13 protein-coding genes are annotated in these 13,466 nt (G+C 44.2%); 5 read left to right on the top strand and 8 right to left on the bottom strand.

The genetic code is table 11. From position 1 onward, the window contains the following. Positions 1-117: 117 nt before the first annotated feature. Entirely contained in the window at positions 118-597 is a 480-nt protein-coding gene (locus BJP37_RS30020) for a cupin domain-containing protein (RefSeq protein ID WP_229415492.1), read from the bottom strand. A 185-nt stretch (positions 598-782) separates the two neighbouring features. On the opposite strand from BJP37_RS30020, the gene BJP37_RS40300 reads away from it, so the two are divergent. Further along, positions 783-932 carry a hypothetical protein gene (locus BJP37_RS40300; protein WP_158069826.1) on the top strand — a complete coding sequence of 50 codons (150 nt, stop codon included), beginning with the start codon at positions 783-785 and terminating at the stop codon, positions 930-932. A 404-nt stretch (positions 933-1,336) separates the two neighbouring features. Here BJP37_RS40300 and BJP37_RS30010 read toward each other — a convergent pair whose 3' ends face one another. From BJP37_RS30010 to cofG, 6 genes are all read right to left on the bottom strand, one after another. Further along, entirely contained in the window at positions 1,337-3,607 is a 2,271-nt protein-coding gene (locus BJP37_RS30010; protein ID WP_075904376.1) for a zinc metalloprotease HtpX, read from the bottom strand. 197 nt (positions 3,608-3,804) lie between these two features. Further along, complete coding sequence (locus BJP37_RS30005) at positions 3,805-4,485, bottom strand: 2OG-Fe(II) oxygenase family protein (protein ID WP_075904374.1); 681 nt, start codon at positions 4,483-4,485, stop codon at positions 3,805-3,807. 57 nt (positions 4,486-4,542) lie between these two features. Then, entirely contained in the window at positions 4,543-5,733 is a 1,191-nt protein-coding gene (locus BJP37_RS30000; protein WP_075904372.1) for an LL-diaminopimelate aminotransferase, read from the bottom strand. A 114-nt stretch (positions 5,734-5,847) separates the two neighbouring features. Continuing rightward, a complete protein-coding gene (gene iscB, locus BJP37_RS29995) occupies positions 5,848-7,137 on the bottom strand; it encodes an RNA-guided endonuclease IscB (protein ID WP_075904370.1) in 1,290 nt (429 codons plus the stop codon). A gap of 377 nt (positions 7,138-7,514) precedes the next feature. Then, entirely contained in the window at positions 7,515-7,889 is a 375-nt protein-coding gene (locus tag BJP37_RS29990) for an SET domain-containing protein-lysine N-methyltransferase (protein ID WP_229415491.1), read from the bottom strand. A gap of 462 nt (positions 7,890-8,351) precedes the next feature. Beyond that, positions 8,352-9,350 carry a 7,8-didemethyl-8-hydroxy-5-deazariboflavin synthase subunit CofG gene (gene cofG, locus BJP37_RS29985; protein WP_075904368.1) on the bottom strand — a complete coding sequence of 333 codons (999 nt, stop codon included), beginning with the start codon at positions 9,348-9,350 and terminating at the stop codon, positions 8,352-8,354. 79 nt (positions 9,351-9,429) lie between these two features. Between cofG and BJP37_RS40290 the strand changes: the two genes are divergently transcribed. Further along, entirely contained in the window at positions 9,430-9,567 is a 138-nt protein-coding gene (locus tag BJP37_RS40290) for a hypothetical protein (protein ID WP_214607783.1), read from the top strand. On the opposite strand, the gene BJP37_RS29980 is transcribed toward BJP37_RS40290, so the two are convergent. After that, positions 9,554-10,186, bottom strand: coding sequence for a helix-turn-helix transcriptional regulator (locus BJP37_RS29980; protein ID WP_075904366.1), 633 nt, complete (start codon positions 10,184-10,186; stop codon positions 9,554-9,556). The genes BJP37_RS40290 and BJP37_RS29980 overlap by 14 nt on opposite strands. Before the next feature lie 419 nt (positions 10,187-10,605). Here BJP37_RS29980 and BJP37_RS29975 point away from each other — a divergent pair, with 419 nt between their 5' ends. From BJP37_RS29975 to BJP37_RS29970, 3 genes are all read left to right on the top strand, one after another. Further along, the gene (locus tag BJP37_RS29975; RefSeq protein ID WP_075904364.1) at positions 10,606-11,667 is read left to right on the top strand and encodes a hypothetical protein; all 1,062 of its coding nucleotides are present in this window, start codon (positions 10,606-10,608) and stop codon (positions 11,665-11,667) included. Between the two features lie 98 nt (positions 11,668-11,765). After that, complete coding sequence (locus tag BJP37_RS41715) at positions 11,766-11,930, top strand: hypothetical protein (protein ID WP_198954228.1); 165 nt, start codon at positions 11,766-11,768, stop codon at positions 11,928-11,930. A 737-nt stretch (positions 11,931-12,667) separates the two neighbouring features. Then, positions 12,668-13,466 (top strand): photosynthetic reaction center family protein (locus BJP37_RS29970; RefSeq protein ID WP_075904360.1); only part of this gene is annotated, 799 nt, incomplete at its 3' end.

The following is a 13,466-nucleotide window of genomic DNA, read 5'->3' as shown; positions in this document are numbered from 1 at the left end:
GGGAGTCGGGAGTCGGGAGTCGGGAGTCGGGAGTCGGGAGTCGGGAGTCGGGAGCTTCCGAGCAAGGCCAACGGCTGACCGCTGACCACTGACCGCTGACCGCTTACACTTTATTCTTCATTTTTCTGGATCGAGTAAAATAGTTTTTGGTTGGTCAACATCAAATAGAGAAGCGGACAGAAGAATAACTGGTTTGTTTGTTTTGTTTTCACCATAATGAACCATTCCGCTAGATTCAACTAGAGAATCTCCAACCGTTAGTTGTGTAGTCTGCCCTGCTTGCAGAATTAATTCTGTGCCATTAGCTTTCCTTACTTTAGCCTCTCCTTTCACAACAGTAAACGTTAAGGTGCCAGCCTCTACTAGTGCAATTTGCATGCCGGTATGAGTATGATGAGGCAGTTTTGTTCTGGGTTTGATGGTATGGCGAATAAGTTCAAGAATTTCCTTTTTTTCTTGAGTCGGATAACCACTACCTAACACTTCACTGGTAACCGATTGAGTGTAACTATTGGGTGAGGATGTTTCTTGGCTGTTAACAACTATACTTCCAAAAGTTAAGATAGCTAATGGTAAAATCAGAAACAGTTTTTTCATACTATAGTGTTTGGATTTGGGTTGTGAATACATGAACTAGAAACATTGTCTAGCAACTATGATCCCAGTGATTGATCCGGTCTGCGACCCTGCCCACCCTACATCAACTATGGTCGGCAGTGATTGATCCGGTCTGCTTCACTATTCTGATGGTGGGCAGTGTCTAGCAACTATGATCCCAGTGATTGATCCGGTCTCATGCACTGCCCACCCTACATCTGCCCACTGCCCACCCTACATCAACTTCCCGATTCCCGATTCCCGATTCCCGATTCCCGATTCCCGATTCCCGACTCCCGATTCCCGATTCCCGATTCCCGATTCCCTCCCAATAATTTCAGGCTCCTACTTGGAAAATCAGATAAGCGCCGGATAGGGCTGCTACTGTGGCGAGGATGGTAATCCAAATCGGATAGTAGCTGCGAATTACTTTATCGTCTTCGATACTGATGGNCGATTCCCGATTCCCGATTCCCGATTCCCGATTCCCGATTCCCGATTCCCGATTCCCGATTCCCGATTCCCGATTCCCGATTCCCGATTCCCGATTCCCGATTCCCGATTCCCGATTCCCGATTCCCGATTCCCGATTCCCGATTCCCGATTCCCGATTCCCGATTCCCGATTCCCGATTCCCGATTCCCGATTCCCGATTCCCGATTCCCGATTCCCGATTCCCGATTCCCGATTCCCGATTCCCGATTCCCGATTCCCGATTCCCGATTCCCTCCCAATAATTTCAGGCTCCTACTTGGAAAATCAGATAAGCGCCGGATAGGGCTGCTACTGTGGCGAGGATGGTAATCCAAATCGGATAGTAGCTGCGAATTACTTTATCGTCTTCGATACTGATGGTTTCAATATCAATCCAGGGATTAACACCCCGACGAAACCAACCAGTGACGATTACATTCTGGTTTACTAAATTACTAACACGGGTGGGTTGAGGTAGGATATTACCTAGTGGTCCGAGATAGGAACAGTAATTTAGTCTGACTAAACCTGTTGAGGTTTGTAATATTAAATCTTGTCCGAGCCAATTGCGTAATCCCGAACGTCCTAATAGTTTTCCGCTTAACAGAACAGGACGACTATCGGGAGGTAGAGTAGCGTTAGTAGCGAAATAATCTCCTAAGTCGGGGTCAGTACCGATATTAGTAGGTTTGAGGTCGGGAAAGTAATTATTAATCCAGAGAAAGACACTGATACTAAAGGCAATTAAGATACAAGCATCGATAAAGGAATTAGCGTTATGTAGCCAAATTAGCTGCCAAATGTCGAGCAGGTCAGACAGTTTACCAATTATCCAAAGTATCCCTCTTAGGGCTGCCCCCATTATTACTCCAAAAATTAGGGTACTTTGTAACAGAGGTAAGGCTTTGTAACTGTTGCTGAGTTTATAGAAAAATTCAGCTCGATTGCGACTGGCAGGAATTAAAGCCGGTAAATCTAGTTCGGCATGAAGCTTGAGAAAGTGGGCATAGCGCTTAGGTAAATGTAACCGTTCTCCCAGTAGGGGATGGGCAGAGTTGATGATTAACCAGTAGCGGTAGGGATTAGTACAGTCCCATTTTAAGATGTCTTCAAAGGGGGTGGTGGGAGAAAAACTGCCGATAACCATGGCTTGCTGATAACCGACGGGGAGTAAGACATCAAAGCTTTCTAATAGCCCACTGGTTTGGCCGGAAATTTGGATGTCTTCGCTTATCCCTAGGGCAATTTTTAGTAAGGCGCGGGTCAAGCCATTGGGATTCCCTGTGGTTGAGATGGCGATGCGATCGCTATAGTAAACTCTAGCTCTAGATAACCATAACAGCGGTAAGCTCAATACCCAGTAAATGCTGTAACTGAGGGAAGCAACTGTACCGGTAATTCCTAAAAGGATTGCGCTTAACCATCCCCTAGCACCAGGTAATTTAACTAGCAGTAATTCCTTTAGCTTCTGAGCCCACTGAGGGATTTGCCAATAGATAGTGTAAGGGATTTGAATAATTAGTACCCCTAGGGACATCAACATGAAATCCCGATTGATAATATGTCCTAGCTGACCAGCGTAGATGTTGGCAATTTCATCATCTTTCAGCTGGTCTAATAATCCCTGACTCACTACAATGCGAGCAGTGCGAGGTAAGTTACCATAGGTCAGGGCTACGGTGGCGTCTGTGGGTAAGATTTTTAAGCTCGGTAAGGGCAGACGTCGTTTGCGGCAAACTTTTTGGATGACTTTAGCGGATTCTGGATGGCGGGAAGCTAGTTGAGTTAGGGATAGGGGTTCAAGACCATGAAACTGTTTTAGCAATCCATCCATTAACCACGGCGATAGGATAAATAGGATTGCTATGGTAATTCCTAGGGCTAGGGTTGGGTCACGGTATAACAATTGGAAGGGTTGGAACCACGGTAACTCTACCAAGATGGAATTGATGGTTTCCATGGCGAATTCGACGCTTAAGCGCAGTAGCCAGAAAAATGCGATCGCAACGGTGATTGCTAATAGCCACAACCGTTCCATCTTGGGAGATTTCAGGGGATGCCAATGCTGGGCTCGTCCACAGTTGCGCCATCGAGGACGAGGAGTGTAGAGGGTGGGAATATCCGGGGGAGAGTAGGGAACTGGTAATAGGGAAGAAGATGAAGCAGTCTGGTTTGGTTTACGGCTCAGTTTCAGTGGGCTAGACGCCTGATCCTCTAGGGGAGTAAACCCTGTGGCATCAGCAGGGGACTTAGCAGCAACAGGATACTTGGTAATTAACTCAGTCTCAGTTTTAGCTGCCCATTCCTGTATCTGGGGGTCAGGGTGTTCCCTCAGGTGTTGGCAAAGTGCGATCGCTTTTTCTGGCTGACCATGCTTAGGATAAGCCTGCACTAGGGATTGAGAGGCTTCCGTCACAATGGAGTCATCCAACTCCATCTCACAGACACCTTCTAAGTGTGCGATCGCATCCTGGTAATTGCCCTGTTTCAGAGCTTCTAGACCAGCTGCCAGAGTTGGATTAGGAATAGATGCCATGAGGTTTCTAGTAGTTTGTCCCTATCTTCCTCTAAGATACCCTTGGGCTACAGATTTGATCTCAACATACCTCGCAGCATTAGGGAATTCCGTAAACAAAATACCAATTAAAGCAGGGTGGGCAAAGTTCTTTTATCTATAAAACTAAAAAAAAACAAAATGTTTTTGCCCACCCTACATGCTGATCGCTGTTTTGACTAGACCGGGATTAAATTACTCCAAAATAATGCTTTCGAGGAATCATGTCCTCGAACCCGATGAATGTTTGCTTTGATTGCGTCTTTAGTTAGGTTTTGCAAAAAAGTGCCTCCTTGGACTATCAAGTATCCTTCCCGATCTGGCATAGAAAACCAGCCATATTCCTTGGTATAACCTTCCAATCCTTTTATTGAAATTACAAGGGTAATCAACGATCTATCTTTGTGAGGAAAAACTACAATTTCTTCCCGAGCGCTATTTTTAATAGATTCCACATACTCTTCCTCTCTATCGTAAAAATACAACCCATAGTTTTCTTGTTGCGAAAATTCTTTGAAAAATTCTTCCGGGTATCCCAAAGCACGAGAGATGATGTCCAGTAGCTGGTTAAAAAAATCAAAGTATTGCTCTGTCGTTGTACTTTCTCCCACTTCAAATCGGCTATAAGTTCCATGAAAAACCGAACCTTCACCGGTGTAGGCATCTTCTCCGTAATACACATCAACTGAATCCTGGAGATTTTCTAGATCTTGATCTATTCTGACTCTAGCTTCAATCGGATCCTTAACATAAAAAAAACCAAACTGATTCAGGTAATCTCTTACTTTATCGATGAGATTCGCTTCTGTTCCATCCAATTCATCAATTATCGGATATCGCTCGAGTTCAATAACAGTCATCATTCAACTCCTTATTTTTGTTATTTTCCAGATCGAAAAGGCGCGGTTGCTGATCCATCACAAATTTTTGACAGCCGCTTCAATTTCCTCTCTCGGTCCTAATGCCACCAAACGCAAGTATCCTTCTCCACAATCCCCAAACACGGAACCGGGGACGCCCACAATCCCGGTCGATTGCAACATTTTTTGAAAAAACTGCCAGGATGACAAGCCTTGGGGTGCCTTCACCCAAACAAAAGGACTATCAATGCCACCAAAGCACATTAGCCCCGTTGCTGACAAACCCTCTCGGAGCAAGCGAGCATTTTCCAGGTAATACTTTACCACCTCCTGACATTCTTGTTGCCCTGCTGGGGATAAAGCAGCGATCGCTCCGTGCTGGGCAATATTGGCCGTACCCCAAAACTTAACAGCATGTCGGAGCCGCCACAAATCATTTAATTCTCCTGGCACTGTATTTTTAATGGTTAGCTCTTGAGGAATAACGCACCACCCCACCCTCAAACCGGTGAAATTTGCCCATTTGGAAAAACTGCCAATTTCAATGGCGCATTCTTTGGCTCCTTCGATTTCATAAATACTCTGGGGTATGTTTGGGGTTGTAATAAATGGGCTGTAAACAGCATCGAAAATAATTACAGCTTGGTGACTTCTGGCATAGTCCACAAAAGCTTGGAGCTGTTCGGGAGTAGCAACCGCTCCCGTGGGGTTATTGGGAAAGCACAGATAAATCAGATCTACTTTTTCATCCGGAAGCTTGGGCACAAAATTATTGTCCTCGCGACAGGGCAAGTTTACCAATGGACGACCTGCCACTAAGGTTCCTTCCACAAAAGAGGGGTAAGTGGGGTTTTGTACTGCTACTGTATTATCTGGAGCAAACAGTTCTTGAATATTGACCGAAACGGATTGAGCGCCATCGCTGATAAAAACTTCGGACGGATCGATGTCCATTTTTTTCTGGTAATAGTCGGCACAAACTGCCGATCTCAGGGCTGGATTTCCGCTAATATCTTCATAACCCGTATAAGTTTGGCGATCGCCCAAGCGATTTGCTGCCTCTACTAAAGCCCGCACCACTGTAGGTGGCAAAGGCTGAGTAGTGTCACCAAAAGCCATCATAAATAGTTGTTGTTGTGGATGGCTTGCTCGATAGGCTTCAACCTTACCCCAAACTTGGTTAAAAACGATTTCGGTATAGGTTTTTCCTCCACTTAACTGACTCAGAGATAAATTTTTAGTGGCCATCTTGAATACGGGAAGGGGACTCCCGTTATAAACGTTAGTTTTAGCGGGAGGGGAATTCCCGCAGATTAACAAGTTGTTCGCGTAGCGTGGCCAAAGGCCAGCGATAGCGAATCGTTATTGATTAGACATATATTCATAGCCGTCAGCCTTGAATATTGTTTTTAGATACTTTGGATGCACATCAATCTTTCTGTCAGATGCCTGAAGTACAAAGCTTGGACGATAACGAATGGCGATCCGACCTGTATACTGTCCGGCGTATTTCCCTTTTTTGATATCAGCAATGACTATATCTCCTGTCTGAAAACCTTTGAAAAACTTAGCAGAGGGAGCATGAGCCTTTGGGAAACCGTATTTATTTGGTCGGCATCTTTGACGAACACCATGACCTTTGGCTGTAACTGTTAGTGGCTTCATTCCGTTTAGTAATAATTTTTTAGGAGTAGATTTACCCACACAAATAGCATCAGTCCAATGAGTCTTCTCAATACCTCTGGTTTTTCGGTTGAACTTGGTCAAGCCACCAGTACCTGTCTCAACAGGCAGCCCAGTTAGTTTTAGTCTTCTCCATAATTCCCAACGGGTTGCGTTGACGGCTGCTGCATCTTTCAAAGGGGTTTTTGCTTTGGCTAATACCTTTTTGAGAGTTTCCGGTTTTTTTATTAAAAATTTCTCAATCGGATCATTGCCTTTTTTCTGATTACAGCACCGACAAGCAAGAGTCAAATTACTAACTCGATTACTACCACCTTTTGACTTTGGGATAATGTGCTCAACCTCTAAAGGTGTATCAAGAGCGCCACAGTAAACACAGTTATGCCCCCAAAAGCCACGTAGATACTCTTTCACCTCAAACCCAAATAGTTCACCGTGTTGATACTCGTACCCTGACACTTCTGGATTTTGCATTTTTTGAGTATCGAATCGCACCAACTCTTGAGATATTGCTGCTATGGGGCACAGTTTTATTAGTCGTCTAGTCCAAGTTTCAATATTGAGTACTTGACTCATCAATGATGGAGGCAACCAACCTTCTGGGCGCTTTCGGTTGAGAAAACGAGGTTTACGATAACGAGTCTTTCGACTTCTCCTGCCTCGCCTTAAAGCTCTTCTGGATTCCAAAGAATTTTTGATGTTCTGCCCTCGATGATTGATTTCTAATGCGCTTGTTACCTGTCCAGTGTGTTCTTGGACGACAGCAATTCCGGTTGTTTTTGAACCAGGGTCTATTTTGATTCTGTGTGGATGAGTGACAGAATTATCGATACTCCTGTCCTGCATGATGATAGTGAATGGATAACGCTTGAATACTTTAGCTCTCCTTTTCTTGAGCAGTCCTCTAGCTCGTGCCGGGTGACATGGATCCAGAGGTTTTTTATCTTTATCTAAAACGAAAACTCGCATTACTTTGAACACTCCACAAGGTGGGTAAAGTTTGCCTTGACAATGTTATAAGAGCTTGAGAGGCTAACAACACTTCCTTAACTCATTACAGATGTTTAATTGCTAGCAACAGAGCTGAAGACTGGCACGCATCTACAGGTGTTATGACTCAAATAACGTAGACCATTATTAGGTCTCAGTCTGGTCAACTATGAGCTTTTTCAAGCTCCCGCTATAGTCCGATAGGACTTAGCGGTGAGTTGTTGACTGAATCGGAATGGATAACAGATGAGTAACTATCGCCTTGGTAGCATCTGCACCAAGAGCTTTAGCATTTTTTTCGTGAGGGCTCAATCGCCCTCAACACTAAAGGATTTATGGGTTATATCATGTCTAGGCTAAATTCCTAGCTTTTGCTCTATGTACTCCGAAAGTTGATAGTTTTTCAAAACCTCTAGGGGTAAGTGGGCAGCACCTTGAATGTATTCCAGGCAATTTTCACTTCCACACATACAATCAAATCCCCGATCCATAGACCATTCCGTTGATGGATAAAAGAATGTGAATTCTTCTCCTATTTCTATTTTTCGGAGTGCCCTAACCACCATATTTTTAGTATCGAAGCAAACATTGGGATCGCAACTATGATTTATGTATTGCAAAAACTCGGGGTCGAGCATAATATGTTGGTGATCGCTAATTTGGACGCTTAAATAGTTGGGGCGATCGAGGACTTCTTTAGGGCCAAAATTATGGATGAACTGTCCGGGCATAAACTCGACGGTGGCATGTAGGGATTTACTTCCAGTTTTGGGACACTCGCGGATTTATGCAAAATCTTTTACGTTTGTTATTTGTCCAGTAACCTGCATTAATCTCAATTCTCGGATAACTACAATCTCTAATTTACTTTTGGGGATAGACGTTATTGATTGTTGCCATATTTTAGACTATTTTGCGTTCTAATATATGGTAAACTTATCAAAACTTAGCTCTGATTGCTCAAAACTGAACTTGAGTTTTATGGTCACTGCCAAATCGTTATACATTCTAATATATCATCTATCGACAAGGTTAAATAAAATAAAGTCTAGGCATATGCCTGGCATGCCAACCTAATTGCTCCCTTGGAAACCACACCAGTTGCCAATTTAACTCCCCATCTTCCCATCTGCTCACAGCTCCCACACTTCCCTGTTCAACACGTCTACCAATTACCAATTACCAATAACCAATTACCTATCACCAATCCGCCATCTCTTAACCACTTGTCGCAATCGCGCAGGTAACCAACTGTCATACTTAGGATAAACTGGCAAACGCGCTACTAACGTCCAGCCAGCTGGTTCGATCACGTCTCGCAATCGATAACTATGGGGATGAGGATAATCGGGATTAACCTCATCCTTGGGACTAATTCCTCCTAAATCTCTTGCACCAGCTTCCAAACACGCTAATAGAGCAGAAGACCGTTGAGGCAATTGATCAACAGTATCAACTAAATTGGGAGGAATTTGGACAGTAATATCTTTGGGCAAAATCTGACGGGCCTTCCGAATCACTTTTAGCAGCTGATTAATCCCGAAAGACTGACTATGAAATATCTCTGTAGTGCCCTCACTGTAAGGTTGCAGGATCACCTCTTGGATATGACCATACTCACCATGAATTTGTGCGATCGCATTTAAACTTTCCCACCAATCCTGCTCAGTCTCACCAATGCCAAACAACAAACCGGTCGTAAACGGAATCCCCAATTCTCCCGCCCATTGCAACTGTTGTAGTCTAACTTCTGGTATCTTACTGGGAGCATAGCAATGAACGGTTTTGAGCAACTCCGGTGTCAATTGTTCCAACATCAACCCCATAGACACATTCACCTGCTTGAGCGCCGCCATCTCCTCCCAACTCAACGGTCCAACATTAGTATGGGGCAAAAATCCCAGAGACAAAGCCAGGTCACACAAATCATAAATTCGTTGAAACCAAGCCTTGCGCCGTGAAGACCTAGGATGAACCTCACCACTGAGAATCAGAATTTCACAAACACCCTGAGACTGAAGCAACCTTAACTGATTTTCAGCATCCTCCAGACTCAACCAAGGACTGCTACCCGGTTCAGCACGAAAATTGCAGTAGCTACAGCGATTAAAGCATTCATAAGTGGGAACCAAAGTGTAGGCAGGGCTGTAGGTAATGATTTGGGAATCAGATTGGCAATCAGAAACGTTCATAGGAAAAAACACCCGCGCAAGTTAGAAGTCAGAAGTCAGAAGTCAAAAGTAAGCTATGACTAAGTTTCGGAGTTTAGGAATGTCAAACATCTTAATGCGTAGTGCTATATCAATGTTCCCTGTTCCCTGTTCCCTGTTCCCTGTTCCCTATTCCCTACTCCCTACTCCCTACTCCCTACTCCCTACTCCCTACTCCCTACTCCCTATTCCATACTAACTAATGACTGTTGTTTAGCATAAATATTTTTCATATGCTTCTTAACAGTATTGGTAGTAATATAAAGCCGAGCCGCAATTTCTTTGTAAGACAATTTAGCTTTCCTAAGCAACCAAACTTCAGCTTCCCGGTTAGTCAATCCATATTTTTTAGCATCAGTAAGAGCAGCATTATAGCGAGAATTATGGCGATTTTCTAGAGTTACTAACAGATAAGGTTGTGCTTGATTATCCAAGACTAACCATCTGACTCTCACTCGAAAGGTTACCGAATTATCCGTTTTTATTTCTGACTCAAGAATCATTTTTTGCCCAGAAAACCAATCGCGACTATCAATTAATGCTTTGCACACTCCCCAAATTGACTCAGGTATAGAACTCATCTGTGACTTATCTTGACAGAGTTGACGACAAATGCGACTCCCACGTTCATTAGCATGAACCCACTTTCCTTGAGACGTCAGAATCAATACACCGTCAACAAACCCTTCAAGAATAGCTTGTAGAAGGAATTGAGAGTTTTTCGATTGTAAACTAGCAATTTTAGACTTATTTTCTGAATGACTGAGCTGAGCGAAACTTTTAACTTGCTGGTTAATCTGGGACTGTAAGCTATACATGTTGAATCTCCTTCAATACCCATAACGCATGCGAATTACCCAAGAACTCTATACAGAGATGGCTGAATTGAGTAACTCGTCGTGGCTTACTTATACAGTCATTTTTATAGGCGAACTCCTGTAGCTACAATGAGCAAGCTACAGATTTCCCAAGTTCGTTGCATTTGTTTGCAATCAACGGTAGCCGGGTGAAGGGACCGGAAGGAAGGTGAAGTTTTTCTACAGTTATTCGTTTTTTATTAGTTTTGTGGAGTGAAAATCCGAAATTATACTCTTGAGGGGTGTTGCTCTATATATATATCTCTCAATAAATACCATTAGATTACGGCAATGTGTAGAAATCGTGAATGGGCTAGCTAAGCCAAGTCATGAAACTACCTTGCCACAATTTTGTCACTCTATTACATGATCCATGAGCAATGAATCCAGCATTTATCGATCAGTGGTTTCCGGATGAGTTACAAGACAACTATATATATAAACTGATCACCCCACGACGGGTCGGTTTAACTCGCTGTCGGGCAGAGTATTTCGTGCGATTGTGGGCTTATCTACTCCTCAAGCAACAGGAATTGAGTGGTCGCTTAAGAAAACCCCTTAGCCAATTGACCATACCGAAAGGGTTTGTGCCCTGTACTAATCGAGAAGCGGCAGAACTGTTCTATGCTAACAAAGACCGAGGAAGCGATCGCGCTGCTGGGATGATGATTGATATCCTAGTGGACCTCGGATTAATTGATAAACTCTTTGATGGCAATACGATTTGTATCAGAATTCGCCCTGTTGCCCATTTAACATCGTCTAACCCATTAGCTGAGGCCATACAGTTCCAAGTTGATGGCTTTAACCCCCGCACTGATGCTGTGATCGTGGCGAATTTCTTGGCTCGCAACTACAACTGGATGAGTAATACAACCAATTATATCCCCTTCAAAATTACCAAGCTGTTACGGAGCTGGGCAGATCAATACCCCAGTAGTATGCGAGTGCTACGTCGCTGTGATACCTCTGCTCCCGTTGGATTCTATATGCTCTATCCCACCGCCAGTGAGTCTGAGGAAAAATTCTTCCTTCCCCCTATCAATAGTCTCTATTTGAGTTCCAGCTCCACTATCGACCCCCTAAAAATGGCTACCCCCGGAAATCCGGATTGTACTTCGGTCTTAGTCAGGAGTTGGATGATTGATACTCCTTATATAACTCACCAGAATGTGTGTCGATTCCTGGAGGATGTGCAGCAAACCCTAGTGGGTATGGAAGCTGATTTTCCGAACCTTTGGGATTTATACGCCATGACCATCCATCCCAGTTATCAAGAGCTGTCAATGGCGATAGGATTTCAGAAAATCGGTGATCAGACCAATTCCTCTGTGTCATGGCTGTATACATCAGTAGACCAATTTTTGAATCTAGCCATGGAAAAGGCCATATCAAAACTGGAATTTAGGTGCCATGGCGCTGAATCAAGACTGACCGGGTGACAAGCTGCTTGAAAATATCAATTTAATAGTTTGGTGGAACAGGCATCGTTGTGGAACCGTCATGTTGCTGGAATCTGCATATTCGTGGAACGGGCATCTTGCCCGTTTCATTTTCCGGCGAACAGGATGCCCACCCCACAGGCATCGTGGTGGAACAGGCATCGTGGTGGAACGGGCATTGTGGTGGAACGGGCATCGTGGTGGAACAGGCATCGTGGTGGAACGGGCATCTTGCCCGTTTCATTTTCCGGGCTAGCAATTAAGTATTACGGTGGGCAGTGCATCAGACAGATAATAAAGCTTGCAAAGGGCTTTGCTAGGCACTGCCCACCCTAGGATTAATCCTGTGGAATCGGCATCAGGCGTGGAACGGGCATCTTGCCCGTTTCATTTTCCGGGCTAGCAGCAATTAAGTATTACGGTGGGCAGTGCATCAGACAGATAATAAAGCTTGCAAAGGGCTTTGCTAGGCACTGCCCACCCTACGATTCTCTACATCTGGTGACAAAAGCGATCGCACCTTTTTTATTAAGTAATGTTAAGTTGTTATAGCAGTTAATCAGATAGATTCAGAAGCTTGTCATAGCGTTGGTAGGCACTGCCCAACCTAGGACTAATCCCTAGGATTAATCAAAATAGTCCGAGATATCAGTAAGGATTTACAAAAGCAATCACTCCTATTTTATTAAGCAATGTTAAGCTAAAATAGCAGTGCTTCAAAGGGATTCACCAAGCTAGCAATATACTGGCATAAGCCTTGCTCAGCATAGGATTCATCCCTCGGATTCATCCCTCGGATTGATTACAATTTTGTTAGCTATCAGTAATCATTGAGGAAAGCGATCGCCTGGTTTTTATTAAGTAGAGTTAAGTAGTTTTAAATAAAGTTACGATTAAACCCCGAAAATGTATTTATCTTCAGCATTGTATTAGGATAAATACAGACAGGCAAAACAAGCCTGCTGAACCTAGATAATCAAATAAACGCAATCATCCGAACATGACTACCACATTAAACCAGCGTAACGCTAACGTGTGGGACCGGTTCTGCGATTGGATCACTTCCACCAACAACCGCCTTTATGTAGGCTGGTTCGGTGTACTGATGATCCCTACATTGCTAACCGCTACCATCTGCTTTATCATCGCCTTCATCGCTGCTCCTCCTGTGGACATCGATGGCATCCGTGAGCCTGTTGCTGGCTCCTTGATTTATGGCAACAACATCATCTCTGGTGCTGTTGTTCCTTCTTCTAACGCCATTGGCTTACACTTCTACCCAATCTGGGAAGCAGCTTCCTTAGATGAGTGGCTCTACAATGGTGGTCCTTACCAGCTAATCATCTTCCACTTCCTTGTTGGTATCTTCACCTACATGGGTCGTCAGTGGGAGCTGAGCTACCGTCTAGGCATGCGTCCTTGGATCTGCGTTGCTTACAGCGCTCCCTTGGCTGCTGCTACCTCCGTGTTCCTAATCTACCCCATTGGACAAGGTTCCTTCTCCGATGGTATGCCTTTGGGAATCAGCGGTACCTTCAACTTCATGTTCGTGTTCCAAGCTGAGCACAACATTCTTATGCACCCCTTCCACATGCTGGGTGTAGCTGGCGTATTCGGCGGTTCACTGTTTAGTGCGATGCACGGTTCTTTGGTGACCTCCTCCTTAGTGCGTGAGACCACCGAAACCGAGTCACAGAACTATGGTTATAAGTTCGGTCAAGAGGAAGAAACTTACAACATCGTGGCAGCTCACGGCTACTTCGGTCGTTTAATCTTCCAATACGCTTCCTTCAACAACA

Source organism: Moorena bouillonii PNG, assembly GCF_001942495.1.
GTDB classification, from domain to species: Bacteria; Cyanobacteriota; Cyanobacteriia; order Cyanobacteriales; family Coleofasciculaceae; genus Moorena; species Moorena bouillonii.
This window is presented reverse-complemented; position numbering and strand designations above follow the sequence as displayed.

What these genes read in the sequence shown, in the direction of transcription:
- BJP37_RS29975 (WP_075904364.1), top strand. Translation starts at nt 10,606, where the DNA reads ATGAATCCAGCATTTATCGATCAGTGGTTTCCGGATGAGTTACAAGAC.
- BJP37_RS30000 (WP_075904372.1), bottom strand. Translation starts at nt 5,733, where the DNA reads ATGGCCACTAAAAATTTATCTCTGAGTCAGTTAAGTGGAGGAAAAACC.
- iscB (WP_075904370.1), bottom strand. Translation starts at nt 7,137, where the DNA reads ATGCGAGTTTTCGTTTTAGATAAAGATAAAAAACCTCTGGATCCATGT.
- cofG (WP_075904368.1), bottom strand. Translation starts at nt 9,350, where the DNA reads ATGAACGTTTCTGATTGCCAATCTGATTCCCAAATCATTACCTACAGC.
- BJP37_RS30020 (WP_229415492.1), bottom strand. Translation starts at nt 597, where the DNA reads ATGAAAAAACTGTTTCTGATTTTACCATTAGCTATCTTAACTTTTGGA.
- BJP37_RS30010 (WP_075904376.1), bottom strand. Translation starts at nt 3,607, where the DNA reads ATGGCATCTATTCCTAATCCAACTCTGGCAGCTGGTCTAGAAGCTCTG.
- BJP37_RS30005 (WP_075904374.1), bottom strand. Translation starts at nt 4,485, where the DNA reads ATGACTGTTATTGAACTCGAGCGATATCCGATAATTGATGAATTGGAT.
- BJP37_RS29990 (WP_229415491.1), bottom strand. Translation starts at nt 7,889, where the DNA reads ATGCCCGGACAGTTCATCCATAATTTTGGCCCTAAAGAAGTCCTCGAT.
- BJP37_RS29980 (WP_075904366.1), bottom strand. Translation starts at nt 10,186, where the DNA reads ATGTATAGCTTACAGTCCCAGATTAACCAGCAAGTTAAAAGTTTCGCT.
- BJP37_RS40290 (WP_214607783.1), top strand. Translation starts at nt 9,430, where the DNA reads ATGTCAAACATCTTAATGCGTAGTGCTATATCAATGTTCCCTGTTCCC.